Raw genomic sequence first — 279 nt, 5'->3', positions numbered from 1 at the left:
CTTCTACCATGATTATATGATAACCAAATTTAGTTTTAATCGGTGGATCAGTGTATTGAGGACTACCTAGACTAGAAACTGGTAAAGCAAATGCTGCATCCTGGAATGGGCCAACCATTGAACCTCTTGTCATCCATCCAAGATCTCCTCCTTGTCTTGCTTTATCTTCACTATACTGAGCTGCAACTTCATTGAATTTCATGCCGGCTTTTAGTTTTTCAAGAGCTTCTAGACATTTAGATTGCTTTTCACACAGTATATGTCTCACCTTGACTGCGC

At 39.8% G+C, this 279-nt stretch carries 1 protein-coding gene; it reads right to left on the bottom strand.

Annotation, left to right across the window (positions count from 1 at the left end; translation table 11 throughout):
- Window positions 1–279, bottom strand: a 279-nt coding sequence (locus PZC42_RS21030) for a peptidylprolyl isomerase (RefSeq protein WP_277214056.1), incomplete at both ends; no start/stop codon positions are given.

Source organism: Isoptericola croceus (assembly GCF_029382255.1).
In the GTDB taxonomy this organism is placed as follows: domain Bacteria; phylum Actinomycetota; class Actinomycetes; order Actinomycetales; family Cellulomonadaceae; genus Isoptericola; species Isoptericola croceus.
This window is presented reverse-complemented; position numbering and strand designations above follow the sequence as displayed.